This window comes from Sphingomicrobium aestuariivivum, from assembly GCF_024721585.1.
Lineage (GTDB): Bacteria > Pseudomonadota > Alphaproteobacteria > Sphingomonadales > Sphingomonadaceae > Sphingomicrobium > Sphingomicrobium aestuariivivum.
The window spans coordinates 1,146,722-1,170,943 of the sequence record NZ_CP102629.1; the positions used below are offsets into that span (position 1 = coordinate 1,146,722).

Consider the following 24,222-nt stretch of genomic DNA (forward strand, 5'->3'; position numbering starts at 1 on the left):
GCGAAGGCCATGACCGAAACTGCAAAGGCGCGGATGAACGCGCTCCAGCCGATCAGCGACGCACAGGTCGCTGCCCGGGTCGAGGCCTACCTCTCCAACGAGGCGTTCGTCGCCGCCCATCCGGGCGTCTGGCCCGCCCTCGAGGATGAATTGCTTGCCGCCGCGCGCACCCAGTTCGGGTCGCGCGGCGAAAGCTTTGTCCGCCGCCTGTTCGGACAGGAACTCGGCGAGCAGTGGATCCGCGACGTCGCCCAGATCGGCATCGTCCTGTTCGGCGAGGAAGTCTCGATCCCGCAGTGGAACGTGGCCCGCAGCCGCATGACGATGGACATCATGGCCGCCGCGCGCCGCAAATATTCCTCCGAGCCGGCCCGCATCGGCGAGCTGTGCGACACCGTCCTCACCACCATGCTCTATTCGGCCGACATCATCCTCGCGCAGGTCGCCGTGTGCGAGGCGCGCGAGGCTGCCGAGGAACGCACCGTCCACGGCCGCCTGTTCCAGCGCAAGGTCAAGCAGATCAGCGCCACCGCCGCCGACAAGGCCAAGGACATGCTCGGCCGCGCCGACCAGAGCGCCACCAGCGCCAAGGGCATGCTCGGCAAGACGAGCGAGGTCGCCGCCGCCGCCGAACAGTCCGCCGTCGCCATGCGCGAGGCCGCCCAGACCGCCGCCGGCCTCATCCGCGCCATCGAGGATGCGCGGCTCGAGGTCGAGACCAGCGCCGATGTCGCGGCGCGGGCGGGTGATGAGGCCCAGAAGGCCGTCGCCACCTCCGAGGCCTTGAAGCTCCACGTCTCCTCGATCGAGGAAATCCTCGGCCTCATCCGCGAGATCGCGGGCCAGACCAACCTCCTTGCCCTCAATGCCACCATCGAGGCGGCGCGCGCGGGCGATGCGGGCCGCGGCTTCGCGGTCGTCGCGCAGGAAGTGAAATCGCTCGCCAACCAGACCGCGCGCGCGACCGACGACATCGCCGCCAAGATCGCCTCGATCACCGAGGCGACCGGCCAGACCGTCGCGTCCAACGCCGCCATCCGCCAGACCGTGAGCGAGGTGCAGTCCTCCGCCGACCGCATCCGCATGGCGATGGAACAGCAGGCCCAGACGGTGACCACCATCACCGCCGCGGTCGACGAGACCGCGCTCGCCGCCGACAGCATGAGCTCGACCATCGCCTCCATCCGCGGCGAGACCGAGGATGTCGCCAGCTCGATCGGCTCGGTGAAGGCCGACTTCGACGATTTCACCCGCCAGATCGAGGAATTCTCCAACGCCTCGGCCGAATTCGCGAGCAACGTCTCGGCCGCCTGAGGCCGGGCTTTGCAGGGGCCGCGAGGGTTCGCTAGGGCAGCTTGATGAACATCCTTCTCACCGGCGCCAGCCGCGGTATCGGCAAGGCCGCGCTCGAGGCGCTTCGCGCCGACGGCCACAAGGTCGCGGGCCATTCCACCGCTGGCGAGGGCGACCTCCTCGCCGCCGACTTCACCGACCCCAATGCCCCCCGCCGCCTGTGGGAAGAGGCCTTCGAGGTGCTCGATCAGCGCATCGACGTGCTCGTCAACAATGCCGGCGTCTTCGAACCCGTCGCCGACAATGCCTCGGACGAGGACTGGCACGCCGCCTGGGGCCGCACCATGCAGATCAACCTGCAGGCCTCGGCCGACCTGTGCCGTCTCGCCATCGCCCATTTCCGCAGCCGCCCCGAGGACACCCCCGGCCGTATCATCAATGTCGCCAGCCGTGCCGCCTATCGCGGCGACAGCCCGAGCCATTGGCATTATGCCGCCTCCAAGGGTGCGATGGTCGCCATGACCAAGTCGATCGCCCGCGGCTATGCGCATGAGGACATCCTCGCCTTCGCCGTCTGCCCCGGCTTCACCATGACCGGCATGGCGGAGGACTATCTGGACAGCCGCGGCGGCGACAAGCTTCTCGCCGACATCCCGCTCGGCCGCGTCGCCGACCCTTCGGAAATCGCCGAAACCATCCGCTGGCTCGCCGTTCAGGCGCCAGCAAGCGCCACCGGTGCCATCATCGACGTCAATGGAGCATCCTTTGTCCGCTAAGCGTATCGCCCTTCTTGCCAGCCTGCCGATCCTGCTCGCCGGCTGCACCATCACCACCGTGTCCTCGGGCACTCCTGCCGAAGAGGCCCCGCGCTTCTTCGAGGCCGCCGCTTATGGCGAGGCCTGCGGCAAGTGGGACGACTGGGACAAGCCCGCCCCGCCAGTGCGCGTCTATGGCGGCACCTATCTCGTCGGCACCTGCGGCATCACCTCGGTGCTCGTCACCAGCCATGAAGGCCATATGCTGATCGACAGCGGCACCGAGCGGGGCGCCGAGCTCGTCCTCGCCAATCTCGAGACCGTCGGCGTCAGCCCCAAGCACATCTACTGGATGAGCCACAGCCACGAGCATCACGACCATGTCGGCGGCATGGCCAAGTTGAAGGCACAGACGCAGGCGCGTGTCATCTCGGGCACCGCCGCCGAATTCCTCGAACTCGGCACCCTGTCGCCCGACGATCCCCAGTTCGGCATGCACGGCCGCTATGACGCGGTCGATGTCGACGACCTGCTGGTCGACGGCGAACAGGTCGCCGTCGGCGACACCGTCCTCACCATGTACGAGACCCCGGGCCACAGCCCCGGCGCGCTGACCTGGACGTGGGAAGAATGCGAGGCCTCGGGCTGCCTCACCATCGTCTATGCCGACAGCCTTTCGGCGGTCAGCCGCGACGGCTTCGCCTTCACCGACAACCCGCAGCTGCTCGCCGCCTATCGCGATTCGATCGACCTTATCGAACAGCTCGACTGCGACATCCTCCTCACCCCGCATCCCAGCGCCAGCGGGATGGTGAGCCGCATGCGTACCGGCAATCTCGTCGATGCGACCGCCTGCGCCACCTATGCCGGCGAGCTGCGCGACAAGCTCGAGGTCCGCATCGCCGAGGAGACGGGCGAGATGCTCGAGGAGCGGATGATGGAGACGAGCGTTCCCACCCTATGAGCTGGCGCGTCACCCTGCCCTGCACCAAGGCCGAAGCCGAGCGCATCGCCGATAGCGGCGACGAACTCTTCGCCCTCCACGACACGCCGCCGGTGCTGAGTGCCGACGAGCCCGACGAGGACAAGCCCGAGGAATGGCGCCTGCGCGCCTATTTCGAGGAGCAGCCGACGACGCAGGACCTCATCCTGCTCAGGAAGCTCGCCCCCGGCGAACCGGTCGTCGAGCATCTCGACGAGGAAGATTGGGTGACGATGAGCCAGGCGGGGATCGAGCCGATCCGCGCCGGCCGCTTCTTCGTCCACACCCCCCATTATCTCGCCGACGAGGATGACGGGGTGATCGACTTCACCGTCGAGGCGGGGCTCGCCTTCGGCACCGGACAGCATGCCACTACCAAGGGCTGCCTCGAGGCGATCGACAAGCTGGGCGCCGAAGGCCTCCACTTCTCCAACGTCGCCGACATCGGCACCGGCACGGGCCTCCTCGCCTTCGCCGCCCACCGCCTCTGGCCCGAGGCGAAGATCGTCGCCTCCGACATCGACCCCGTCGCGGTCGAGGTCGCCGAGCAGAATGCCAGCCTCAACGCCATCCCCACGGGCGAGGGTTCGGGCCATGTCCTCCTCCTCACCGCCGCCGGCCTCGGCCATTCGCTGATCGCGAATCTCAAGCCCTTCGACCTCCTCATCGCCAACATCCTCGCGGGGCCGCTGATCGACCTCGCGCCGGGTTTTGCCGCCGCGCTGGCGCCGGGCGGGACAATGATCCTCTCGGGGCTTCTCGACGAGCAGGCAGAGCGCGTGGCCGCCGCCTATGAGGCCGAAGGGCTCGAGGTCGTCGACCTCGGAACGGGCGAATGGCGCGTGCTGCGGCTGGCCCGTTCCGCCTGATTCACTCGCTTCGTCGCAGCCGAAAAACGATTCGGGCCATTAAATCGCGTTAAAGGGTGGATTCTTCGAAAAGCGGCGATACGCCCTCCTCCCATGAGCGGACTAGGGCGGATCTTCCACCGGGGCACCACTGCACCCCTCGCAATCCTGGGCATGCTGGCGATCGCCGGCAGCGCAGCGACCCTGCCTGCGCAGCAAGTCGGTGCCGCGCTCAATCCCGATCGCGTCTCGGTCATTCGCGCGGCCGAGGCCGACGTGCCCGCGATCGCGGTCGACCTCGACGCGCTCGAGGACGAGCCTGCCCTTGCCCTCGAGGATGTCGTCGAAGAGACCATCATCGAGCCCGAGCCGCTGCCCATCGTCGGCGCCAGCTATTACGGTCGCCGTTTCGCCGGTCGCCCCACGGCCTCGGGCGAGATCTTCGACCCCGGCCAGCTGACCGCCGCGCACCGCACCCTGCCCTTCGGCACGGTCGTGAAGGTCACCAACACGCATAACGGCAAGTCGGTGACGGTCCGGATCAACGACCGCGGCCCCTTCCACAAGTCGCGCGACATCGACTTGAGCCGCGCCGCCGCCGAAGAAATCGGTCTCATCCAGCGCGGCCACGGCAAGGTGACCATCGAACCCGTCGGCTAGGCGATTTACGCCTTCGCCACCTCGGCGAGCCATTCCTCCTCGGTCATCGTCCGCACCCCGAGGTCCTGCGCCTTCTTCAGCTTCGAGCCCGCACCGGGGCCGGCGACCAGCAGGTCCGTCTTTGCCGACACGCTGCCCGCCGCCTTGGCGCCCATGCGCTCGGCCTGCGCCTTGGCTTCGTCGCGGCTGACGCTTTCCAGCTTGCCCGTGAAGACGACGGTCTTGCCCGCCCATTCGGTCTCGGCGACCTCGACCACATAAGGCGCGGGGCGCGCGCGCTCGATCAGGCGCGTGACTTCCTCGACATTGTGCGGCTCGTGGAAGAAGTCGATGACCGCCTGCGCCACCACCTCGCCGACCCCGTCGACATTGGTCAGCTCGGCCAGCGCGCCGTCCGAACGCGCCACCTCCATCAGCCGCTCGACCGTCTCGAACGCCTTCATCAGGTCGCGCGCGGTGACCGCGCCGACATGGCGGATGCCGAGCCCGAACAGGAAGCGCGCCGCATCGAAGCCGCGCCGCGCGTCCACCGCGGCGAGCATATTGTCGACGCTCGTCTCCTTCCACCCGTCGCGCGCGACGAGCGCGTCGCGATGCTCGTGGAGCATGAAGATGTCCGAGGGCTTCTTTACCCAGCCCAGCTCGAGGAATTCGGCGATGCTCTTCTCGCCAAGGCCGTCGACGTCCATCGCCCCGCGGCTCACGAAATGCTTCAGTCGCTCGAAGCGCTGCGCGGGACAGATCAGCCCGCCCTCGCAGCGGATGTCGACCTCGCCTTCCTCGCTCCGCGCCTCGCTGTCGCAGACGGGGCAATGGTCGGGGCGCGGATAGGGCCCGCGGTCGTCATGCGGCGTCAAATTCTCGACGATCTGCGGGATGACATCGCCCGCGCGCTGCACCCGGACCTTGTCGCCCGGGCGCACGCCGAGCCGGTCGATCTCGTCGAAATTGTGTAGCGTGACGTTGGAGACGATGACGCCCCCCACCCCGATCGGCTTCAACCGCCCGACCGGCGTCAGCTTGCCCGTGCGCCCGACCTGGATGTCGATCGCCTCGAGCACCGTTTCGGCCTGCTCGGCGGGAAATTTGTGCGCCAGCGCCCAGCGCGGCGCGCGCGCCACCTGCCCGAGCCGCTCCTGCAAATCGAGCCGGTCAACCTTGTAGACCACCCCGTCGATCTCGTAGCCGAGCCCCGGCCGCGCCGCCTGGATGGCGTCATATTGCCTGAGCGCCTCGTCCGCCCCCTCGCAGGTGGTGAACAAGGGATCGACCGGAAAACCTTTTTCACGCAGCCACGCGACCATCCCGCTCTGCGTGTCGCACGGCACGTCCGAAATCTCGCCCCAGCCATGCGCGAAGAACTTCAAGGGCCGCGCCTTGGTGACGCTCGCATCCTTCTGGCGAAAGCTCCCCGCCGCCGCATTGCGCGGATTGGCGAAAATCTTCTCCCCCGCCTTTTCCTGCCGCTCGTTGAGTGCCGCGAAATCCGCGGTCGACATATAGACCTCGCCGCGCACCTCTAGCACGTCCGGCGCGCCCACGACCGACTGCGGAATATCCGGAATCGTCCGCGCATTGGCGGTCACATCCTCGCCCACGCTGCCATCGCCGCGCGTGGCCGCCAGCACCAGCCTGCCGCCCTCGTAGCGCAGCGAGCAGCTCAGCCCGTCGATCTTGGGCTCGGCGGTCAGCGTCACCGGCGCATCCGCCTCGAGCTTGAGGAACCGCCGCACCCGCCCGACGAAGTCGCGCACGTCATTGTCCTCGAACGCATTGTCGAGGCTGAGCATGGGCTTGGCATGCGTCACCTTCGACAGCGGCGAGGAAGGCGTGTGCCCGACCCGCCGCGACGGGCTGTCCTCGCGTACCAGCTGCGGGAAGGCCGCCTCGATGGCGCGGTTCTCGGCCACCAGCGCATCATATTCAGCGTCCGAAATCACCGGCGCATCGCGGTCGTGATAGGCCGCGTCATGTTTCTTGATCTCGCGCGCCAGCCGCATCAGCCGGTTGGCGGCCTCGGCCTTGGTCAGGTCCTTGGGATCAGCCATGATGGGCCATCATCCAGCCGACAAAGGCGATGGCGGGGATCGCCGACACGGCGGCCAGCAGCGTCGCCGCGCGGAACAGTCCCGGCGACTGTTTCTCGCGGATGAGCCGGACGGCGACGAGGAACACCCCCACCGCCATGACGAGATAGAAATAGAAGAGCGGTTCGACGAACATCATCGCGCGCGTCATCATGATGAGCGCGAAGGCACCCCACGGCAGGACGAGCGTCAGGAACAGGAGCGGCAAATAGGCGCTGCGCACCTGCCACACCGGCAGCGGCTTGTCGGTCATTTGCGGAAGGTCGCCTCGAGAAGGTCGCAGAAGCTGTCCCAGCTGCGGCTCGCGGCATTGTCGTCATAGGCGACGCCGTCGATCTCGAGCTTGCCGGCCTGCGGGTTGGTAAAGGCATGGCCGACCCCGCCATAAGCGTGGATCTGCCAGTCGCAGGCGCCCTGTTCGGTCAGTTCCTGCCCCAGCGCGACGACATCGGCCGGCGGCGCCATCGGGTCGTCCCAGCCATGGAAGACGGCGACCTTGGGCGTCACCTTCTCGGTCGGGAAATTGGGGATCTTGAGGAGGCCGTGGAAGCTGCCCGCGACCTGGAAGTCGGCGCCCGATCGCGCAAGGTCCAAGGTGCACAGCCCGCCGAAGCAAAAACCCATCACGGCCATGCAGTCGCCATCCACGACATCGAGGCCACGCGCGAAATCGAGGATCGCCTGCTGCTGCTTCACATAGGCGCCGCGGTCCTCGAGCTTCTCGTTCATGGTGTCGAAGGCGCGCTGCTTGTCTTGCGGGTTGCCGACGTCGAGCCCGAGCATGTCCTTGCCGAAGATGTCGGCGGCCAGCACCGAATAGCCGAGGTCGACGAGGCGACCCGCATGCTCAACCTCGACCGCACCGCGATTGGCGAAGCTGGGGAGGATGACGACGCCCGGCCGCGCCATTCCGCTGCCGTCGTCATAGACTTCGTGCATGAGCTCGGTGCCCTCGTGGGTCTGGCTCATCTCGCGCTTGTTCATGCCGTCTCTCCCTGTTGTATCACGCCGCTTCCATCAGTTTCGCCGCCGCCGCGCGCGCCTCGTCGGTCACCGCCGCGCCCGACAGCATGCGCGCGATTTCCTCGCGCCGCTCGTCCGGCCTGAGCAGTTCGACCGAGGTGCGCGTCACCGTGCCGTCGCTCGCCTTGGCGATGCGGAAATGATGCTGCCCCCGCGCCGCCACCTGCGGGCTGTGCGTGACCACGAGCACCTGGTGTTTCTCCGCCAGCCGCGCCAGCCGTTCGCCGATCGCGCTCGCCACCGCGCCGCCCACGCCGCGGTCGATCTCGTCGAAGATGATCGTGCCCGCCCCGCCGACCTCGGCCAGCGCCACGCGAATGGCGAGGAGGAAGCGCGACAGTTCGCCTCCGCTCGCGATCTTGCCCAATGGCCCGAAAGGAGAGCCCGGGTTCGTGCTGATCGTGAATTCGACGCGGTCGATGCCGTGCGGCCCCGGCTCGGCGGGCTGCACCTCGGTCACGAAGCGCGCATCGCCGAGCTTCAGCGGCGCCAGTTCCTCGGCGACCCGCGCATCGAGGCGCGTTGCCGCGTCCTCTCGCGCGCCCGACACCGCATCGGCAGCCTCGTCATAAGCCGCTTCGGCAGCGATGATCTCGCCCGCCAGCGCCTCGAGCCGCTCGCTCCCCGTCTCGATCGCCGCGCGCCTGGCATGGAGCTCGTCGCGCAGCTGGCTGAGCCCCTCGACATCGACCCGATGCTTGCGCGCCGCGCCGCGCAGCGCGAACAATCGTTCCTCCGCCTCGTCGAGCGCGCGCGGGTCATGGACCAGCTCGGCGCGCGCCTCGGCGAACAGCCGCTCGGCCTCGTCGGCCTCGATGATCGCGCGGTCGATCGCCGCCAGCGCGCCCGCCAGTCCCTCATGCACCTCGTGGACCCGCTGTAAGGCGCGCGCCGCCTGCCGCATCTGCGCCAGCGCGCCCTCGCCGCCGTTCAATAGCGGGTCGATGTCCGACAGGTCGTCCTCGATGCGCGCCGCATCCTTCATTTGCTGGCGCATCCCCGCGAGTTCTTCTTCCTCGCCCGGCATCGGACCCAGCGCATCCAGTTCCTCGATCGCATGGTCGAGCCATTCGCGGTCCGCCGCCGCCGCCTCGGCCTGCGCGGCCAGGTCGCCCTGCTCCTTGCGCAGCGACGAGAGCCGGCGCCAGGCCGCCTCGACCTCGCTCGTCGACACCTGCCCGAAGGCATCGAGCAGTCCGCGATGCGCCTTGGCATCGAGGAGTCCGCGATCGGCATGCTGGCCGTGGATCTCGACCATCGTCTCGCCCAGCGCGCGCACGATTTTCGCGGGCACGCTCGTGCCGGCCACCCGCGCGGTGGAGCCGCCATCGGCCTTCAGGCGGCGCTGGAGGATGAGCGGTTCGCCCGGCTCGACCTCGATCTCCTCGTCCTCGAGAAGCGCCAGTGCGGCATGCCCCGCAGGCAGCTCGATCTCGGCGACCGCCTCTGCCTTGTCGGCACCGTCGCGCACGAGCGCGCTGTCGGCGCGCGCGCCGAGCGCGAGCCCGAGCGCATCGAGGAGGATCGACTTGCCCGCACCGGTCTCGCCGGTGAGCACGGTCAGCCCGCCGGCAAAGTCCAGCTCGAGCCGCTCGACAAGAACGATGTCGCGGATGCCGAGCCGGCTGAGCATCAGGGCTTATCCTTGCGGGGAATGTTCCTGCATGAGCGCATAGCTGCGTTCATACCATTTGCTGTCGGGGAAGTTGGTGCTGAGCGCCGCGGCGGCCTTCTGCGCCTCGAGCGGGATGCCGAGCGCGAGATAGCTCTCGACCAGCCGGTGCAGCGCTTCGGGGGTGTGGCTGGTGGTCTCATATTCGTCGACCACCTTGCGGAAGCGGATCGAGGCGGCGAGCCAGCGACGGTTGTCCTGGTAGAAGCGCCCGACTTCCATTTCCTTGCCCGCCAGCTGGTCGTTCACGAGGTCGACCTTCAACCGCGCATCGGCCGCATAGCGGCTGTTCGGATAGCGGCGGATGAGCTCGCCGAACGCATCGCGCGCCTGGCTGGTGATCTTCTGGTCGCGGCTGATGTCCTCGATCTGGCGATAATAGCTCATCGCGATGAGGTAATGCGCATAGGGCGCATCCTTGTTGCCGGGATGGATCGACAGGAAACGCTGCGCTGCCGACACGGCCTCGGGATAGTCGCGATCCATATAGTGCGAGAAGGCACTCATCAGCTGCGCGCGGCGGGCCCAGATCGAATAGGGATGCTGGCGCTCGACTTCCGAGAAGATGACCGCGGCGCGGCCCCAGTCGCCGGCATCGGCGCGATCCTTGCCCAGCGCGTAGAGCGTGTTGACGTCGCGCGCGACATAAGCGGTGTCGATCGCCTTGTCGTCGCCCCCGCCTGCACAGGCGGCCAGCGGGAGGGCGAGGAGGGCAGCGGCGAACGCCGCGCGGGTCTTACCAATGAACATGACTGTTTCTCTAACCTTCCCGTATCGGCTCGCCAAGGGCTTAAGCGCGCGCGTCCTCAGACGACCGCGCCGTCGTCCCTGCGTTGCTTGTCCTCGCTGTCCTCATCATGAATGAAGCTGTCCGAGGTCACGCCGAGGAAGACGAGCAGCGGGGCCGAGATGTAGACCGACGAATAGGTGCCGATGAACAGGCCGAGGAAGATGGCGATGGTCAGGCCGAAGATCACCTTGGGACCGAAGACCAGCAGCGCGCCGATCGCCAGGAGCAGCGTCAACGAGGTCGAGATGGTCCGCGCCAGAGTCTCGTTCAGCGACAGGTTGATCTGCTCGACGATCCCCATCTTGCGATATTTCCTGAGGTTCTCGCGGATCCGGTCATAGATGACGACCGTGTCGTTCACCGTATAGCCGATCACCGTCAGGAAGGCCGCGACGATGTTGAGGTCGACTTGCAACTGCGTGATCGAGAAGAAGGCGAGCAAGAGGCCGACATCGTGGAACAGCGTGGCCAGCGCGCCCACCCCGAACTGCCATTCGAAGCGCAGCCAGATATAGAGCGCGATGCCCAAGGAACCGAGCAGGAGGCTCAGCGTGCCGTCCATCGCCAGCTCCTCGGAGACGTTGCCCGACACCGATTCGCCCGAGCCCACGTCGGCGCCCGGATATTCGGCCTCGAGCATGGTCCGCACTTCGGAGACCACCGCATTGGCCGCCGCCTCGTCGCCCTCGGGCTTGGGCAGGCGGACGCGATAGCTGGTGTCCGAGCCGAACTGCTGGATCGAGGCCTCGCCGACATCGAGCGCGTTCACCTTGGCGCGAAGGTCCTCGATCTCGACGGCCTCAGCGAATTCGACCTGGACCGACTGGCCGCCGACGAAGTCGATGCCGAGGTTGAGGCCGCGCGTGAAGGTCAGCGCGAAGCCCAGCACGGCCAGCGCCATCGTCACCCAGATGGCGATGTTGCGAAAGCGCATGAAGTCGATGTTGGTGTTGTCGGGGACAAGCTTCAGAAGTTTCATGATATTTCCCGCCCCGTCAGATGTTGAGCGTCTTGGGACGCGACTTGCGCGCCCAGCGCGCCACCAGCATCCGGGTGAAGACGACCGCGGTCCAGACCGAGGTGACGGTGCCGATCAGGAGCACGACGGCGAAGCCGCGGATGGGCCCCGAACCGAAGTAGAACATGATCGCCGCCGCGATGGTGTTGGTGATGTTGGCATCGAAGATCGCGGTCGAGGCTTCCTTGTAGCCATGTTCGATCGCATCGAGTGCCTTGCGCCCGCGCCGCAATTCCTCGCGGATGCGCTCGTTGATAAGCACGTTGGCGTCGACCGCCGCGCCCATCGTCAGCACGAAGCCGGCGATGCCGGGCAGCGTCAGCGTGGCGTTGAACAGCGCCATCGCCGCGAGGATGAGGAAGGCGTTCACGATGAGCGCCGCATTGGCATAGACGCCGAAGCGCCCGTAGGTCGCCAGCATGTAGAGGACGACCGCCAGCGTGCCGATGAGGGCCGCGAGCGCGCCCTTCTCGATCGAATCCTTGCCGAGGTCGGCCGACACGGTGCGCTCCTCGACCACGTCGAGTTTCACCGGCAGCTTGCCCGACGACAGGGCGATGGCGAGGTCGTTGGCGCTGTCGACGGTGAAATTGCCGCTGATCTGCGCCTGCCCGCCGAGGATCGGCTCGTTGATATTGGGTGCCGAGAGCACCTGCCCGTCGAGCAGCATGGCGAAGGGCTTGCCGACATTTTCCTGCGTCACGCGGCCGAAGCGGCGCGCTCCCTGCGAATTGAAGGTCAGGCTGACGACGGGATTGCCGTCCTGGTCGAAGCTCTGCTGCGCATTGGCAAGCTGGTCGCCCGACACGATGACGCGGCGCTTCAGCGCGATCTTGGGCACGCCGTCGGCGCTGCGATAGCCCGTCGCGGGCATGCCCGGAGGCGCATCGGGATAGGGCGCCAGTTCGCTGCCCACGGGGGCACGGCCGGCGTCCACCTCGGCAGGGTTGGCCTCGAGGTCGACGAGCTTGAACTCGAGACGCGCGGTGCGGCCGATGAGGGCTTTGAGCGCCTCGGGATCCTCGACGCCCGGCACCTGCACGAGGACGCGGTTGTCGCCCTGCGTGCGGACCGTGACCTCGCGGGTACCCGACGGGTCGATACGGCGGCGCACGACGTCGCGCGCCACGGTCACCGCATCCTGCAGCGCGCTGGTGGCGCCTTCGGGGGTCGGGGTCAGGACGACGCGCGTGCCGTCCTCGACCGAGACGTCCCAGTCGCGCTGGCCGGTGAGGCCGACGGGCTGGGTCATCGCGCGCAGCCGCTCGACCGCCTCGTCGAGCTGGCCGGGGTCGCGCACCATGAAGGACAGGCGCCCGTCGGCGGTCGACACGTCACCGATCCGCACGCGCGGGTCGTTGCGAAGCTCGGTCTGGACATTGTCCTCCTGCGCCTGGAGCCGCTGCTTGGCGAGGTCTTCCTCGTCAGCCTCGAGGAGCAGGTAGGAGCCGCCCGCCAGATCGAGCCCGAGGCTGATCCGGCTTTGCGGCAGGAAGTCGGGGTAGTTTTCGAGCTTCTCCTCGGGGAGGAGGCTCGGAATGGCCATCAGGAGACCGGCGAGGATGATCCCCCAGATCGCCCAGACCTTCCAGCGCGCAAATTCGAGCATGGCTCTGTCCTAGTCGTTGGCCGGCTTGGCGGTCTTGTCGATGACGTTGGCCAGCATGCTCTTCACGCTGCGGACCTTCTGGCCGCCGCCGAGATCGATCTCGACCTCGTCGTCGGTGACCTTGGTCACCTTGCCGATGAGCCCGCCGCCGGTGACGACGCGGTCGCCCTTCTTGACGGCGGCGATGGTGTCCTGGTGCTCGCGCATCTTCTTTTGCTGCGGACGGATCAGCAGCACGTAGAAGATGATGAAGATGAGCAGCAGCGGGAAAAGCTGGAAGAAGAAAGCGGCCGCGCCCGACGGTTCGGCGGCGGCGGCGGCAAGGAGATTGATGGTCATGTGATCACTCTTGTTCGGCTGCGGGGCAGCGGCTCCGACCGATGGTCGGATCACTCCCCCCGTTTTTCAAGTCGGGCAAGCGCCTATCACTTGTGAAAATGTTTTGCCAGAGGCGCTTGCATGGGGCGGATGATCGGGCTAGAGGCCCCTTCGCGCTCGCGGCACCCATAAGCCGCGGGACGGTCGGGGAGTAGCGCAGCCTGGTAGCGCATCACACTGGGGGTGTGGGGGTCGCAGGTTCGAATCCTGTCTCCCCGACCATTTTCTTTCGGGAAGCGACTAAGGCGTGCCGCACGGCGCGCCTTTTTTGTTTGCCCCGCCCACGCGCTCTGTCGCGACGGGGGGTGACGAGACAGGCCCGCCCCTTCCTGCTACCGCCAGATGAGCAAGAGGGAACGGGCGTGGCAAGGCTCAAGCGAAGCACATCACGGAAAAAGACGAAGAAGGCGCGGCCCGGCTGGCTGCGCCTCCTCGCCGCCATGCTGTTCGTCCCGCTGTTCGTCTATCTCGGCCTCGCCGCGCTGGGCAGCCTCGTCCCCGTCAACCGCGGCTGGGTCGAGGCAGACGAGGGCGTCACCGTCTATCTCGTCGACAATGGCGTCCATCTCGACATCGCCTTTCCCGTCGCGGCGGCGGGCGTGAGCTGGGCGCCCTATTTTCCCGCCGGCGACCTGGCCGATCCCGACTGGGCCAATGCGGCCCATGTCATGATCGGCTCGGGCGATCGCGGCATCTATACCGAGGCCAAGGACTGGGCCGACCTCAAACCCGGCACGGCGCTTCGCGCGCTGGCCGGCGGCGACCGCGTCATGCATGTCCAATATGTCACGGGCCCCGAGCGCTTCGCCGACGCCGAGATCCGCCTCACCCTCGCCGAATATCGCCGCCTGTGGCAGTCGGTGCGCGAGAGCTTCGCGATGGACGAGGACGGCTGGCCGCAGCGGCTCGACACCCCCGGCTACTGGCCGTCCGATGCCTTTTACGAGGGCAAGGGCGGGTTCAACGCGATCATGACCTGCAACCAGTGGGTCGCGCGCCAACTGCGCATCGCGGGGGTGGAATCGAGCCTGTGGAGCCCCCTGTCGAAGGGGCTCCCCTGGCGTTACCGCGAGGTGGGTGAAGACTAGAGGACGTAGCGCGACAGGTCGGTGTCGCCGGCAATGTCCTTCAACTGGCTTTCGACGAAGGCGGCATCCACGACCACCGTCTCGCCCTTGCGCTCCTCGGCCTCGAAGCTCACGTCCTCGAGCAGCTTTTCCATCACCGTCTGCAGGCGCCGCGCGCCGATATTCTCGACGCTCTCGTTGACGTCGGCAGCGATGCGCGCGAGCGCTTCGATCCCCTCGTCGGTGAATTCCACGCTGACGTCCTCGGTGCCGAGCAGGGCGCGATACTGGTCGGTCAGGCTGGCGCGCGTATCCTTGAGGATGGCGACGAAATCCTCCTTCGTCAGCGCGCGCAATTCGACGCGGATCGGCAGGCGCCCCTGCAATTCGGGCAGCATGTCCGACGGCTTGGCGACGTGGAAGGCACCGCTCGCGATGAACAGGATATGGTCGGTCTTGAGCGGCCCGTACTTGGTCGCGACCGTCGTCCCCTCGATCAGCGGCAACAGGTCGCGCTGCACGCCCTCGCGGCTCACCGAGCCGCCGCGCACGTCCGAGACCGCGATCTTGTCGATCTCGTCGAGGAAGACGATGCCATTGGCCTCCGCATCCTCGAGCGCGGCGCGGTTCACATCGTCATCGTCGAGCCGCTTGTCGGCCTCTTCCTCGACCAGCCGGTCATAGGCCGCGGGCACCTTTAGCTTGCGCTTCTTCCTGGGCATCTGCCCGCCCATCCGCTTCATCATGTCGCTGAGGTTGATCATGCCGATACCGCCCTGCCCCGGCACGTCGAAGGGAGAAGAGGGCGCCTCGACCACCTCGATCTCGACCTCGGCCGTATCGAGGCTGCCGTCCTTGAAGCGCTCGCGGAAACTCGCGCGCGTCGCCTCGCTCGAGGTCTCGCCCGTCAGCGCGTTGAGCAGCCGGTCCATCGCCGCTTCCTCGGCGGCGCGCTTGACCTTGCGGCGGCGGCGATCGCGTTCCAGCCGCACCGCTTCCTCGACGAGGTCGCGGGCGATCTGCTCGACGTCGCGGCCGACATAGCCGACCTCGGTGAACTTGGTCGCCTCGACCTTGATGAAGGGCGCATCGGCAAGCTTGGCCAGCCGGCGGCTGATCTCGGTCTTGCCGCAGCCGGTCGGCCCGATCATCAGGATGTTCTTGGGTGTCACCTCGGCGCGCAGTTCGGGGCCGAGCTGCTGGCGCCGCCAGCGATTGCGCAGCGCCACCGCGACGGCCTTTTTCGCCTCGCGCTGGCCGATGATATGTTCATCCAGTGCCGCCACGATCGCCTTGGGGGTGAGCGGCTGCGCCTTCGTAATCGGGATATGTTCGTTCATGCCGCCAAGGTGGGAAGCGGCCTCCCCGCCTTCAAGAGAAGCAGCGCGACGCCTGGATCTCGCGGTGGCCTGCCATGATGCGCTCGATCGTCGCGGGCTCGGGGGTGCGCGACCATTGCCCCCGCTCCCACGTGCCCCCGAGCAGCACCGCATCGTCGCGCGGGAAGCAATAGCCCTCGGGCAGCACATAGGCGAAATCCACCGCCTGCCGCTCGACCCACGCCAGCTGCCCGCGCGCCGGCACCAGCCCCGTGTCGCCGACAAGCTGGCGCGCGTGGACGCCCGTGCAGTTGAACACGACCGGCTCGTCGAGCCCCGCCACCTCTTCGAGCGAGGCGAAGCGCCGCACCACCATCCGCCCCCCGTCCGCGAGGAATTGCGCCAGCAGTTCGGACAGGAAGCGCGGCGTCTCGACATACATGGTGCGATAGCGCTGCAACCCGTTCGCCCGCCCGTGGACGGGCATGTAGCGCTCCTCTATGTCGCTCCGCTCCCCGCCCTCGCGCTCATAGGTATCGACCCAGCGCACCCCGTAGCGCGGTCCCGCCATCGCCGAAAAACGCTCCCACGAAATCGCCATCGCCGCATCGAGCTGGCGCTGCTTGCCCTGCGAATAGCGTCGCCCGATCCCCACCGGCCGGACCTGCCCGCCCGCGACCCAGCTCGTCGTCTCTTGCGGAAGCTCGGCGCTGTAGATGGTGACCTCGCCCCCGCGCTCCTGCAGCAGCCGCGCGGTGGTCAGCCCCATCACCCCCGCACCGATGACCGCATAAGGGCCGGTGCGCGGTCCCGCCTCGACCGCCAGCGCGGACGAGCCCCAGCTGAGCGTGATGCCGCCCCCGCCATGGCCGTAATTATGGACGAGCGCCTTGGGCCCCAGCGCATCGCGCCGCACCACGAACCCGTCATCGCGATAGGGCCTGAGCCCCGCGCTCGCGCGCAGCAGCCGCTCCGCGCCAATATCGGCAAAGGCGCGGCATGGCGCCGGTGCCAGCACCCGCGGCCCCGCGCAGCCCGCCAGCAGCAGGCCCGATCCGGAGGCGGCAAGGAAGGCGCGGCGGTCCATGCCGCCACCCTACGCCCTCGCGCGGTTACGGCCTAGACCGTCTCGACCGTCAGATTGTCGTTGGTGAAGACGCACACCTCGGCGGCGATCTGCATGGCCTTGCGCGCCAGCTTCTCGGCGTCCTGCTCATAGTCCGACAGCGCCTTGGCCGCCGCGAGCGCATAGTTGCCGCCCGAGCCGATCGCCGCGATCCCGCCCTCGGGCTCGAGCACGTCGCCATTGCCCGTGACGATCAGCATCGTCTCGGCATCGGCGACGATCATCATCGCCTCGAGGTTGCGGAGATATTTGTCGGTGCGCCAGTCCTTGGCGAGCTCGACCGCCGCGCGCATCAGCTTGCCCGAATGCGCCTCCAGCTTCTTCTCGAGCCGCTCGAACAGGGTGAAGGCATCGGCGGTGGCACCGGCAAAGCCGCCCACCACCTTGCCCTCGCGGCCGAGGCGGCGGACCTTGATGGCATTGGGCTTCATCACCGTATTGCCGAGGGACACCTGCCCGTCGCCCGCCACGACGGTCGTGCCGCCGCGCTTGATGCCGATGATGGTGGTGCCGTGAAACTTGGGTGTATCGCTCATGACCCGCATGTGGGGAGCGATGCTCAGTCCTGCAAGCCGAGCGCCGCATCGAGGAAATCGGCAAGGTCGCCCGCGATGTCGGCCTTGTCGACGATGGGCGAAAATGCCTTGATCGGATCGGAGTGGGTCAGCCCGCGATAGAGCTTCATCTCCGAGCGCCCGCCCGCCGCCAGCACCTTGCGATGCAGCTGCTGCGCATTGCGTGCCCGCACGATGATGTCGGCGGTGCCATGCTGGAGGAACAAGGGCGGCGCATCGCCATGGGCGAGGTGATAGGGCTGCGTTTCGTGCGCGGGCTCGTGCGCGCCCAATGCCGCGATCGCGCGCGGGTCGACGAAGGGCATGAAATTGGTCGGCGCCGAGATCAGCCCCGCCGCCTTGATCGCATCGCCCCGCACGCCCGCCGCCTCGACGTAACGCCCGTCCAGTGCGAGGATCCCCGCCAAGTGCCCGCCCGCGCTATGCCCCGCGACCGCCAGCCGGTCGGCATCGCCGCCCAGCTCGGCACCATGTTCGAGCGCCCATTTCACACTGAGCGCCCCGTCCTCGATAAAGGCGGGGAAGCGATGCTCGGGGGCCAACCGGTAATCGGGCAGGATGACGAGATAGCCGCGCGCCGCCATGCTACGCGCCACCCAACCGAACTCACGCCGCTCGCCGCGCACCCAGCCGCCGCCATAGAAGAAGACGAGCATCGGCAGCGGCCCGTTGCCGCGCTTCACCGGCGCATAGACGTCGAGCTTCTGGCGCGGATGGTCGCCATAGGCGATCCCCTCGGCGACCTGCCGCGCGACATCCTTGGGCTCGCGCATCTTGCTCAGCCGGTCGAACAGCGCGATCGGCGACACGCCGACCTTCTCCAGCGCATAGAGCGAGGTCTCCCCCGCCACCGCGAGCCGCCGCGCCCAGCGCCGCGCGCGCCGCCGCGCCTGCGGCGAGACGGGCGTCGGCATCTTGTCACGATCAAGCATCGGGAAGGGAGGCAATTCCAGTTTCATATCGCTATCGAGAATAGCATTAGCGACCAAAATCAACAAGAATTTGACGAACAGCCAATGTCCCGTTCGAGGTCACAGACCGAGACGCCCCAGCAGGCCGCGCCGCCGCGCGCCCTCGCTCGCCCTGGCATGGCGCGCCTCGCACGTCTCGATGATCGCCAGCGCGTCGCGCGTGCGCGCATTGGCGCGGTCGAGCCGCCCCGTCTGCGCATCGGCAAAGGCGATCCAGTCGCCAACGCTTGCCGCCTCGGGCGGCAGCGGCGCGCCTGCCACCCCGTCGCGCCAGTCAGCGGGCACCAGCCCCGCGCACCCGGCAGCGGGCATGGTCACGATAGGCGGCGCGGCGGCACAGCCCGTCAAGGCCGGCCCCGCCAACGCCAGCATCCACAGTCGCATCGGCCCCTGTCGCATCGCTGATCTCCCTTGCATTGTCGCGCGTGATGGCTTCCTCCGCCGCAGTCGCCGCGCCATTGGCCGCGACGGTCCCGACCGCCGCGCGGCCCGCCGCCGCGCCCGCCATCGCCGCCTCCCGCGCCGCGCGTGCCTCGGCGCCCGCCTGAAGCGCCCGCTGGCGACAGGTGCCGAGCAGCAGGAGCGCCAGGAGAAGGCCGCCGACCAGCACCGCCCGCAGCGCGAGCGACAGCCCGCGCCAGGCCTCAGGCATCGGGCGCCTCGTCGGGATGCCGCGCCCCGCCATCGGCCTCGAACTCCGCGCCAAAGGCCCTCGCCTTCACGCTGCGCCGGTTGATCGCCAGCCCGAGGCTCAGGAGGACCGTCCCGATGATCGCGATGAGGCCATAGTTCGACCGCGCCAGCGCCTGCAGCGCGGGCAGCGCCAGCGCGTCATCCTTCGCCCCCGCCTCGGCGATGGTCGCAATGATCCGACCCGACAGGAAGGTCAGCACCCCCGCCCCCGCCACGCTCGCCGCCAGCGCCACCATCCCGCGCCAGTCGCGCGCGCTCCAGCGCGGCAACTTCACGCCCGGTCCCCGAGCCGGTTGGCGAGCCAGCCGTAAAGGAAGGTCTCGTTCGCCGGCCTTTTCTCGGCGAGCCGCAGGTAGCGCTCGCCCTGCAGGGCCTCCAGCGCGCGGAGCAGCACCGTCTCGCCCTCCTCGCCGCGTAAGCTCAGGAATGCCTCCAGCGCCGCCAGCGTCTTGCGCCCGATCCGCCCGTCGGGGACGAGATCGGCATAGTCGCGCCCCTGCCGGTTCAATGCGGTCAGCGCGCGCTGGAGAAAGGTCGAGGCCACCCCCGGCCCCATGTTGGCGCCGGTGTCGAACAGCTCGGCCGCCACCCCCGGCGCCACCGCCGCCACCGCATCGAAGCGCGGACGCAGCCAGTAGAGCCGCCGGTAGATCGCCCGCGCCTCCGCCCGCGGCAGCAGCGCCATCGGCCCGTCATAGCCATGCGCGCGCGCCACCCGCTCGGTGATGCCGAAGCGCGTCGCCCCGCCGGCATCCGCAGGGTCGTCGACATAGCCGCCCTCGCGATCGATCAGCCCGTCCACCAGCCGGTCGAGATAGTCCACCCGTCGTTCGGGCGTCGAATAGTCCATCGGTTTCATCGCTCACGTCCCTCCTTGGTCGAGTCGCACCGATTTAACCTTTTTGGTTATCTGTAGGACAGCAACTTGTTCCAGCTGCTGTCGTCGCCCGCCGTGTCCAAAGAGCAACAGCCCTGCGACTTTCCGACGAAGGGCGGGGCCGCGCGCTTGTCTTGGGCGCAGGCCTTTTGCAACGCTCCGGCCATGTCAATCTTGGGGCGCGTGTCCGGCCCCGTCAGGAGAGAAAAACATGTCCAAGACCCGTCTGCTGACCGCCACGATGCTGGCGGCGGCCGCTGCTACCGCCCTGCCGCAGGCCGCCTCGGCCCAGCGCATCGACCGCGTCGTCTCCTTCGGCGACAGCTACACCGATGACGGCAATGCCTTCGAACTGGGCGGCGTGGATCCGCGTACCACCGTGGTCTACACCTCGGGCCGCTTCTCCAACGGTGCGGCCTATACCGAAGTCCTCGCCGAGCTGCTCGGCGTGAGCGCCGACATCTTCGGCGTCGGCGGTGCCAAGGCCAATGGCGGCAACACCAACGACCTGCTCCCGGGCCTCGACTACCAGGTCGGCAGCTTCCTCGCCGGCGGCTATCTCGAGCAGCTCGAAGTCGCCCCCGGCGTCGTCATCCCCAACCCCTATAACGACGTTTTCCCGACCGTTTCGGGCAACTTCTCGGAAAGCGACCTCGTCACCTTCAACATCGGCGGCAACGACGCGCGCGACTTCCAGCTCGACGTCGCGCTGGGTGATGCCGACATCGCCGACCTCGGCGCCGAAGCCGCCGCCAGCGTCGCCGGTGCCACCGCCGCGATCGACGCGGTCGTCGCCGCGGGCGCGCAGAACATCAGCTGGATCGCGGGCAACACCGCCAACCTGCCCGAAACCGCGCTCTATCCGCCGGCCGCCAACGCCGGCGCGATCCGCCAGGCCTATAAGGACATCTACGACGCGGGCACCCGCTCGGTGCTCGCCGACTATGCCTCGCAGGGCATCATGGTCCACTATCTCGACCTCGACACGCTGTCGGGCGTCCTCGCGCAGAACCTGTCGGAATTCGGCTTCACCGACCTTGCCTGCCCGATCTTCGACACGGCGGCCGCGGCCGGCGGCGACCTCAGCTCGCTCGTCTGCGCGCTCGATGACAGCGTCGCCAGCCAGTATGTCTTCTACGGCGACGGCGTGCACCTCACCGCCGCCGGCTCGGAAGTCGTCGCCCGCTACATCGCGACCCAGACGCAGGCCCCGCTGACCCTCGACGGCCCGAGCGACGTGTCGTTCGAGAACGCCCATCACTTCACCCGCGTCATCGGCAACCGCCTCGCCGGCACCGCGCCGCGCGACGGCGACTATGCCGAGGGCGTCAGCGTCTTCATCGAAGGTGACGGCTTCACCCGCACCAAGGCGATGAACTTCTCGACCGACGAATTCGCCATGAACGGCGCGGGCGTCACCGCCGGCGTCGAATTCGGCATGGGCAATGCGGTTGTCGGCCTGGCCGGTCGCTACGGCGTTCCCGAAGGCGAATATTTCCGCGGCACCTCGGCGGTCGACGGCGAGAGCCTGTCGGGCGCGGCCTATGGCGCCTATGCCCTCGGCCCGATCTTCGCGCAGGCCTATGTGGGCCTTGGCACCGACAGCTTCGACCTCACCCGCACGGGCGTGCTCGAAAGCCTGCCGATGACCGCCGAGTTCGACGGCGACCATTTCGTCGCGGGCGGCAAGATCGGCTATCTCGCCAACATCCTCGGCATGCGCCTTGGCCCGGTGGTCGGCCTCGACCATGTCAGCCTCGACGTCGACGGCTATAGCGAGAGCGGCGACCCCGTCCTGGCGCTCAGCGTCGACGGTGTCGGCATGGACAGCCTGCGCGGTCACGCCGGCCTCGAGATGCGCACCGACTTCGAAGGCTATGGCGTCCAGATCCGTCCCTACTTCTCGATGGTGGCGGAACAGGAACTCGACAGCGACCAGCGCACCTACGCCTTCGCGCAGGCCACCGCGCCCGAGATCGTCAACAGCTACACCACCGTCGAAGTCGACGACAGCGTCTACGGTCGCTTCAACGGCGGCTTCACCGCGCTCATCGGCTCGAACGTCAACCTCAACGCCAACATGTCCTACTCGCTGTGGAAGGACAGCGGCAACGACGCCAGCGTGATGGTGGGCCTCGGTCTCGGCTTCTAACAGCCGGCACCAGCCAGACGAAAAAGGGCGGCGGGTCACTCGACCCGCCGCCCTTCTTCTTTGTGCGCACGGGAGCGCCGCGCTATTCGGCCGCCGCTGCTTCCTCGTCCATGACCAGCGGCGCATCGCCGATCTCGCGTTCGGCATCGACCCCGCCGACCGCGCAGCGGTCGAGCAGCCCGCGCAGCTCGTCGCTGCCGGCCACCACGATCGGCTCGACGCTGGTTGCCGTGATGTTGACCGGCGCCTCGCCCGCAAAGGCCTCGGCGATGCTGTTGGCCAGTTCGCCGCGCGCCAGCGTGGCGGTCCAGTCGAAGCGGTCCTCGCCCTCGGCCTCGGCGGCCACCACCGGCACGCGCGCGCTCGACCCGTTACCGACGATGGTCAGCGTGCCCGCGCTGCCCGAGCCCTCGACCCCGTAGCGGGTCAGGATGAGACCGTTGTCGTCATCGCCGCAGGCGATCGACAAAGCGGGGTCCGCGCCCTCGGGTCCGAGCAGCGCCGCATTGCCCGTCACCTGCCAGGCCATGTCGCTGACCGGCAGCGCCGCGGTCTCGCCATCTTCGACAAGGGTCGGCGTCTCGACGGGCTCGACGACGGACAATTCCTCCTCCGACACCGGTTCGGTGCGCGCGCAGGCAGCAAGGAGGACGAGCGGGGCGAATGCGGGGATGAGCTTTTTCATATCCCCAACCTAGGCAGCCCGCGGCCTTCCGCCAAGTCCTCCACGCCCCGATCCCCTTGTGAAACAACTTGGCACGTGCCGCCCCTTGGGCCACTCATGCGCCCATGACCGATACGAGCGCGCCGCGTCCCACCGTCGAGATCAACGACAATCTCAAGATCCTCGCCCTGCTGCGTCGCCAGTGGCGCCGCCATTTCGTCCGCGAGGTCGACCATGAGGCCGCCATCACCCGCCTGCGCGAGGAAAGCGGCGCCGACCCGCGCTACATCTTCATGATCGCCATGTCGGCGGGCATAGCGGTGCTCGGCCTCATCATGTCCTCGCCTGCGGTGGTCATCGGTGCGATGCTCCTGTCGCCGCTGATGGGCCCGATCATCGGCGCGGGCTTCGCGCTCGCCACCTGGGACGTGCGCTGGATGCGCACCTGCGCCCGCGCCCTGTTCCTCGGCGTGCTGGCCGCCGTGCTCTTCTCCGCCTTCCTGTCGTGGCTCAGCCCGATCCAGCAGATCACCAGCGAGATCGCAGCGCGAACCCGACCCACGCTCCTCGACCTGTTCGTGGCGCTCTTCTCCGCGCTCGCGGGCTCCTACGCGATGATCAAGGGCCGCGCCGGCACCATCGTCGGGGTCGCCATCGCGGTCGCCTTGATGCCCCCGCTCGCCACCGTCGGCTTCGGCCTCGCCACCCTCGACTGGGACGTGTTCGGCGGCGCGCTCATGCTGTTCACGACCAACCTCGTCACCATTGCCGCCGCTGCCGCCGCGATGGCGCGCTTCTACGGCTTCCGCACCTCGCTCTCGAAGAAGCGCGGCATCGTCCAGTCGCTCGTCATCATCGGCGCGCTCATCCTTCTCGCCGTGCCGCTCACCCTCAGCTTGCGCGACATCGCCTTCGAGGCGCAGGCGACGCGCTCGATCAACCAGGCGGTCGCCCGCGAATTCGACAAGCGCGCGGTCATCGATGCCCTGTCGATCGACTGGGACGCCGAGCCGCTCGCCGTCTCCGCCATCGTCCTCACCCCCGACCTTCGCAGCGAGGCCGAGACCCGCGCCGAACGCGTCCTCGCCGACACGCTCGAGCGCCCCGTCGCCGTCCAGATCGAGCAGTTCCAGGTCGATGTCGGGGGCGAGGCGGCACAGCAGGCCGCCCTCGCCGCCGCGCGCGGGCGCGAGGCCGCCGAGGCCGTCCAGCGGCAGGTCGACAGCCTTACCCAGATCGTCTCGATCGTCGCCGGCGTGGATCCGCAGGACGTGCTCGTCGACCGCGACAAGCGACGCGTCCAGGCACGCGCGCGCGCCATCCGCGGCGCCGACTATGCCGCCTATCGCGGCTTCGAGGAGCGCATCGCCGACCGCGTGCCGGGCTGGAGCGTCGAGCTCGTGCCCCCGCTCCTGCCGCTCCGCCCGATCGCCATCGGCGAGGAAGGCGGGCTCGATCCCGAGACGCTCGGCACCGCGATCTGGGCCGCGCGCCGTCTCGACATGGGGCTGGCAGCCACCGGCCCCGCGCCCGCGCTCGAGACGCTCGCCGAGCTGACCGGCGACCTGCCGCTCGAGCGCGAGGTGGACGAGGATGCCGCCACGCTCACGCTTCGCTGGCAGGCACCGTCGGCGGGCAATTGACGGGGCGGTGGCCTTGCGTC

At 68.3% G+C, this 24,222-nt stretch carries 25 protein-coding genes and 1 tRNA gene; 9 read left to right on the forward strand and 17 right to left on the reverse strand.

The features are described from left to right. Positions 1 to 9 precede the first annotated feature (9 nt). From NUW81_RS06010 to NUW81_RS06030, 5 genes are all read left to right on the forward strand, one after another. Positions 10 to 1,314 (forward strand): methyl-accepting chemotaxis protein, encoded by a 1,305-nt coding sequence (locus tag NUW81_RS06010; protein ID WP_245111494.1) that lies wholly within the window; start codon positions 10 to 12, stop codon positions 1,312 to 1,314. A 44-nt stretch (positions 1,315 to 1,358) separates the two neighbouring features. Then, complete coding sequence (locus NUW81_RS06015; protein ID WP_245111497.1) at positions 1,359 to 2,069, forward strand: SDR family NAD(P)-dependent oxidoreductase; 711 nt, start codon at positions 1,359 to 1,361, stop codon at positions 2,067 to 2,069. Further along, a complete protein-coding gene (bla, locus tag NUW81_RS06020; protein ID WP_245111499.1) occupies positions 2,059 to 3,012 on the forward strand; it encodes a subclass B3 metallo-beta-lactamase in 954 nt (317 codons plus the stop codon). The genes NUW81_RS06015 and bla overlap by 11 nt, the downstream gene beginning before the upstream one ends. Next, entirely contained in the window at positions 3,009 to 3,899 is an 891-nt protein-coding gene (locus tag NUW81_RS06025; protein ID WP_245111501.1) for a 50S ribosomal protein L11 methyltransferase, read from the forward strand. The genes bla and NUW81_RS06025 overlap by 4 nt, the downstream gene beginning before the upstream one ends. Positions 3,900 to 4,052: 153 nt before the next feature. After that, the gene (locus NUW81_RS06030) at positions 4,053 to 4,538 is read left to right on the forward strand and encodes a septal ring lytic transglycosylase RlpA family protein (protein ID WP_245111503.1); all 486 of its coding nucleotides are present in this window, start codon (positions 4,053 to 4,055) and stop codon (positions 4,536 to 4,538) included. A gap of 5 nt (positions 4,539 to 4,543) precedes the next feature. Here NUW81_RS06030 and ligA read toward each other — a convergent pair whose 3' ends face one another. From ligA to yajC, 8 genes are read right to left on the reverse strand one after another with little or no spacing between them, the layout of a single operon-like run. Further along, entirely contained in the window at positions 4,544 to 6,586 is a 2,043-nt protein-coding gene (ligA, locus tag NUW81_RS06035; RefSeq protein ID WP_245111506.1) for an NAD-dependent DNA ligase LigA, read from the reverse strand. Next, positions 6,579 to 6,878, reverse strand: a complete 300-nt coding sequence (locus NUW81_RS06040; RefSeq protein WP_245111508.1) for a hypothetical protein — start codon at positions 6,876 to 6,878, stop codon at positions 6,579 to 6,581. Before NUW81_RS06040 ends, ligA begins: the two co-directional genes overlap by 8 nt. Next, the gene (locus NUW81_RS06045; RefSeq protein ID WP_245111510.1) at positions 6,875 to 7,609 is read right to left on the reverse strand and encodes a dienelactone hydrolase family protein; all 735 of its coding nucleotides are present in this window, start codon (positions 7,607 to 7,609) and stop codon (positions 6,875 to 6,877) included. Before NUW81_RS06045 ends, NUW81_RS06040 begins: the two co-directional genes overlap by 4 nt. Positions 7,610 to 7,628: 19 nt before the next feature. Continuing rightward, positions 7,629 to 9,281: a DNA repair protein RecN gene (gene recN / locus NUW81_RS06050; protein WP_245111512.1), complete on the reverse strand. Its 1,653-nt coding sequence runs from the start codon at positions 9,279 to 9,281 to the stop codon at positions 7,629 to 7,631. Positions 9,282 to 9,287: 6 nt separating this feature from the next. Continuing rightward, positions 9,288 to 10,070, reverse strand: a complete 783-nt coding sequence (locus tag NUW81_RS06055; RefSeq protein ID WP_245111514.1) for an outer membrane protein assembly factor BamD — start codon at positions 10,068 to 10,070, stop codon at positions 9,288 to 9,290. Positions 10,071 to 10,126: 56 nt separating this feature from the next. Beyond that, positions 10,127 to 11,089, reverse strand: a complete 963-nt coding sequence (gene secF, locus NUW81_RS06060; RefSeq protein ID WP_245111516.1) for a protein translocase subunit SecF — start codon at positions 11,087 to 11,089, stop codon at positions 10,127 to 10,129. A 16-nt stretch (positions 11,090 to 11,105) separates the two neighbouring features. Beyond that, positions 11,106 to 12,737: a protein translocase subunit SecD gene (secD, locus tag NUW81_RS06065; protein WP_245111518.1), complete on the reverse strand. Its 1,632-nt coding sequence runs from the start codon at positions 12,735 to 12,737 to the stop codon at positions 11,106 to 11,108. Between the two features lie 9 nt (positions 12,738 to 12,746). Beyond that, complete coding sequence (gene yajC / locus NUW81_RS06070; protein WP_245111519.1) at positions 12,747 to 13,076, reverse strand: preprotein translocase subunit YajC; 330 nt, start codon at positions 13,074 to 13,076, stop codon at positions 12,747 to 12,749. A gap of 184 nt (positions 13,077 to 13,260) precedes the next feature. Here yajC and NUW81_RS06075 point away from each other — a divergent pair. Together NUW81_RS06075 and NUW81_RS06080 are read left to right on the forward strand one after the other, a co-directional pair. Beyond that, a tRNA-Pro gene (locus tag NUW81_RS06075) sits at positions 13,261 to 13,337 on the forward strand. A gap of 140 nt (positions 13,338 to 13,477) precedes the next feature. Further along, positions 13,478 to 14,203 (forward strand): TIGR02117 family protein, encoded by a 726-nt coding sequence (locus NUW81_RS06080; protein ID WP_245111520.1) that lies wholly within the window; start codon positions 13,478 to 13,480, stop codon positions 14,201 to 14,203. On the opposite strand, the gene hslU is transcribed toward NUW81_RS06080, so the two are convergent. From hslU to NUW81_RS06120, 8 genes are all read right to left on the reverse strand, one after another. Further along, positions 14,200 to 15,522 carry an ATP-dependent protease ATPase subunit HslU gene (hslU, locus tag NUW81_RS06085; RefSeq protein ID WP_245111521.1) on the reverse strand — a complete coding sequence of 441 codons (1,323 nt, stop codon included), beginning with the start codon at positions 15,520 to 15,522 and terminating at the stop codon, positions 14,200 to 14,202. The two genes, NUW81_RS06080 and hslU, sit on opposite strands and share 4 nt — an antisense overlap. Positions 15,523 to 15,553: 31 nt before the next feature. Next, the gene (locus NUW81_RS06090; protein ID WP_245111522.1) at positions 15,554 to 16,588 is read right to left on the reverse strand and encodes an FAD-dependent oxidoreductase; all 1,035 of its coding nucleotides are present in this window, start codon (positions 16,586 to 16,588) and stop codon (positions 15,554 to 15,556) included. Between the two features lie 32 nt (positions 16,589 to 16,620). Beyond that, complete coding sequence (hslV, locus tag NUW81_RS06095) at positions 16,621 to 17,163, reverse strand: ATP-dependent protease subunit HslV (protein WP_245111523.1); 543 nt, start codon at positions 17,161 to 17,163, stop codon at positions 16,621 to 16,623. Between the two features lie 23 nt (positions 17,164 to 17,186). Further along, on the reverse strand, positions 17,187 to 18,134 hold the full coding sequence (locus NUW81_RS06100) for an alpha/beta hydrolase (RefSeq protein ID WP_245111524.1): 948 nt from the start codon (positions 18,132 to 18,134) through the stop codon (positions 17,187 to 17,189). A 99-nt stretch (positions 18,135 to 18,233) separates the two neighbouring features. Continuing rightward, entirely contained in the window at positions 18,234 to 18,485 is a 252-nt protein-coding gene (locus tag NUW81_RS06105; protein ID WP_245111525.1) for a hypothetical protein, read from the reverse strand. After that, positions 18,448 to 18,825: a hypothetical protein gene (locus NUW81_RS06110; protein ID WP_245111526.1), complete on the reverse strand. Its 378-nt coding sequence runs from the start codon at positions 18,823 to 18,825 to the stop codon at positions 18,448 to 18,450. Before NUW81_RS06110 ends, NUW81_RS06105 begins: the two co-directional genes overlap by 38 nt. Continuing rightward, positions 18,818 to 19,141 (reverse strand): hypothetical protein, encoded by a 324-nt coding sequence (locus NUW81_RS06115; protein ID WP_245111527.1) that lies wholly within the window; start codon positions 19,139 to 19,141, stop codon positions 18,818 to 18,820. The genes NUW81_RS06110 and NUW81_RS06115 overlap by 8 nt, the downstream gene beginning before the upstream one ends. Next, positions 19,138 to 19,716 (reverse strand): glycoside hydrolase family 108 protein, encoded by a 579-nt coding sequence (locus tag NUW81_RS06120; RefSeq protein WP_376741966.1) that lies wholly within the window; start codon positions 19,714 to 19,716, stop codon positions 19,138 to 19,140. Before NUW81_RS06120 ends, NUW81_RS06115 begins: the two co-directional genes overlap by 4 nt. Positions 19,717 to 19,954: 238 nt before the next feature. On the opposite strand from NUW81_RS06120, the gene NUW81_RS06125 reads away from it, so the two are divergent. Further along, positions 19,955 to 21,895 carry an autotransporter domain-containing protein gene (locus NUW81_RS06125; RefSeq protein WP_245111529.1) on the forward strand — a complete coding sequence of 647 codons (1,941 nt, stop codon included), beginning with the start codon at positions 19,955 to 19,957 and terminating at the stop codon, positions 21,893 to 21,895. A gap of 82 nt (positions 21,896 to 21,977) precedes the next feature. Here NUW81_RS06125 and NUW81_RS06130 read toward each other — a convergent pair whose 3' ends face one another. Beyond that, a complete protein-coding gene (locus NUW81_RS06130; RefSeq protein ID WP_245111530.1) occupies positions 21,978 to 22,580 on the reverse strand; it encodes a hypothetical protein in 603 nt (200 codons plus the stop codon). Positions 22,581 to 22,684: 104 nt separating this feature from the next. Between NUW81_RS06130 and NUW81_RS06135 the strand changes: the two genes are divergently transcribed. Further along, positions 22,685 to 24,202 carry a DUF389 domain-containing protein gene (locus NUW81_RS06135; protein ID WP_245111531.1) on the forward strand — a complete coding sequence of 506 codons (1,518 nt, stop codon included), beginning with the start codon at positions 22,685 to 22,687 and terminating at the stop codon, positions 24,200 to 24,202. Positions 24,203 to 24,222 lie beyond the last annotated feature (20 nt).